Source organism: Methanocalculus sp. (genome assembly GCF_029762515.1).
Lineage (GTDB): Archaea > Halobacteriota > Methanomicrobia > Methanomicrobiales > Methanocorpusculaceae > Methanocalculus.
On sequence record NZ_JARVGN010000360.1, the window covers coordinates 1 to 2,400 of the forward strand.

At 58.4% G+C, this 2,400-nt stretch carries 2 protein-coding genes and 1 pseudogene; 1 reads left to right on the top strand and 2 read right to left on the bottom strand.

Going from position 1 to position 2,400, the window contains the following annotated elements; all coding sequences use genetic code 11:
• Positions 1–379, bottom strand: a pseudogene (locus QCH34_RS10905) (RNA-guided pseudouridylation complex pseudouridine synthase subunit Cbf5); the annotation flags it as partial.
• Positions 376–1,062, bottom strand: a complete 687-nt coding sequence (locus tag QCH34_RS10910; protein ID WP_300334046.1) for a uroporphyrinogen-III synthase — start codon at positions 1,060–1,062, stop codon at positions 376–378. The gene QCH34_RS10910 and the pseudogene QCH34_RS10905, both read right to left, overlap by 4 nt.
• A 62-nt stretch (positions 1,063–1,124) precedes the next feature.
• Between QCH34_RS10910 and QCH34_RS10915 the strand changes: the two genes are divergently transcribed.
• Complete coding sequence (locus QCH34_RS10915) at positions 1,125–2,345, top strand: tripartite tricarboxylate transporter permease (RefSeq protein ID WP_300334047.1); 1,221 nt, start codon at positions 1,125–1,127, stop codon at positions 2,343–2,345.
• Positions 2,346–2,400: the final 55 nt, after the last annotated feature.

Here is a 2,400-nt window from a genome sequence, read left to right on the forward strand (position 1 = left end):
TATCCAGCACCTCGATCTCATGGAGTGTCCTGATACGGAGCGCCCGCTTCACAGCACTCCGGCGTGGGGGGCGCTGGTAGACCCTGCCACAGAAGCTGCTGACCACCTCCCGGATCTCGTCTTCGGCTACATCGCCATGCAGCTTCAGGAGGCAGATATACTCCTTATCATGGGCGAGGAGATGCTCTGCGATCTTGGCAGCCTTTCCAAGCATCACGATCAGGATGCCGGAGACCATCGGGTCAAGGGTCCCTCCCTGCCCGGTACTGACACCGAGGATATCCCGCACCCAGGCGGCAACCTCGTGGCTGGTGGGGCCGGGCGGCTTATCGATGATGACTATTCCTGACTGTATGGTGGTCTGTTTGTCTCCGGTCATGATCTCTTCACTCTCAGGTAGGTATTCAGTGCTTCAAGGGTTCCGGCAAGAGATCCGTCACCGATAACCGCCGGCTCCACTCCCCCTTTCCGCATTGCGTCTGCGGTGATATCCCCGATTGCAATCGGGATGATATCTGCATTCTTCTCCCAGACAGCCATCAGAAATGAGTTTGCGCTTGTAAAGAGGATCGCATCTGCCCCATCTGTGTCAAGTGGTGTATGCGTCGGAACAAGCCCATAGCACCGGTACTCATATGCCGTGCCTCCGGCATCTTCAATGCCCTGAATGAGGGTGGGGTTTGGGACATCGGCACGGGGAATGCCGATCGCCTTCCCCTCAATCCAGTCGCCGAGGTAGGGCACAAAATCCCGGGAATAGTATGTGGGGAGCGTTTCGACCTTCAGCCCTTCCTTCTCCAGCATCCGGGCAGTCTGGGGTCCGATTGCGATGATCCGGGCATCTGTTTCGAGCAGCGGGGCAATCCGCTCGGCAGGAAGCGCGCTGGTGAAGAAGATGCAGTCGAAGGCGCCGCGGTTTGCCTCCAGCACAAACGCCTGGATCTGGTTGTCATAGACATCTGCAGCCAGAGGCGAGACAATCCGGCAGGAATGGCCGTATTGCTCACAGGTAGCCCGATCCCTGCCTGCCTTCTCCGGAAGCCTGGTTATCGCAATGATCATTGATCTCTATAGGGACGGATGCATGATATTCTTGTCTTCTCTGGTTCAACCTTCACCTTCGCATGATGGATGGGATCCTGATCGGAGCGGCAATCGGTGTGGTACTCGGTACCATCAGCGGGTGTACGCCGGGGATCCATTCAAACACCATGGCAGGTATCCTGCTCGGGGTGCATCCGGCACTCCTTCTCCTCTTTGGTCCTGCCGTCTTTGCAGCATCTGTCACAGCAACCCTGATCACGCATACCTTCCTTGATGCAGTTCCTTCCACCTTCCTCGGCGTGCCCGATCCAGATACTGCGATTGCGGTTCTGCCTGCGCATGATCTCTGCATGAAAGGGCTTGGTGAGGAGGCGGTCCGGATCTCGGCACTTGGATCTGCTGCGGGTGCCGCATTCGGGCTGGTGCTCTTTCCGCTCTTCTTCTCTCTCCTGCCTCCGCTCCAGCCGTACCTTGACTGGTGGATCGGCCTGCTCCTGCTGACGGTTGCCGGGGTGCTGGTGGTAAGGTCAGAGGCGCCGGAATGGGCTGTTGCTGTCTTCATCGCATCGGGGATCCTCGGTTCATTCACGCTTGCCTACTCATACCTCTCCTGGCAGGTGCTCCCCGGCGGGAGCCCGCTCCTCCTCCCGCTCTTAACCGGCCTCTTTGGACTGCCGATCCTCCTGAAAGGAGCAACAGGCACAATCCCCGAGCAGATATACCGGGGGATCCGGATGGAGCGGCGGGAGATCGCCGGGGCTGCTGCTGCCGGTTCGGTTGCGGGTGCAGTCGTCGGGTGGATGCCGGGTTTCTCAAATGCAACTGCAAACGCGGTACTTGCCTCATTTATCTCATATACCCGGAATGGGAGGGGGTATATCCTTGCAACCGGTGCGGCGAATACGGCAAATGCGTTCCTCGGTATCGCCGCCCTCTATGCCCTTTCGCGGGCCCGGAACGGTGCGATGGTGGCAATCGCAACAGATGAACTGCCGCCGCTTGCCGGGATCATGCTTGCTGCCTGTCTCGCTGCGGTGGCTGCGTATCCGCTGACAATTCTCTTCTCAAAAGGCTCACGGTACCTGGCAGCCCTGAATGTCAGGCGGCTGAATCTTTCAGTGGTCATCTTCCTTGTGGCATTGACAGCTCTTGTGACGGGACCGTTTGGACTCCTGATTCTCGCGCTTGCAACCGCAATCGGGACGGTGCCCCCGATGGTCTCGGTGCAACGGGTCTTCTGCATGGGGGCGATCATGGTTCCGATCATCGTCTGGTCGGTTCTTGGGCTTCCACTCTTTTAGATGAGACCTGCCAGTATCCCGATATAGGCGAAGTACCCGATGAGAACAACAGCCG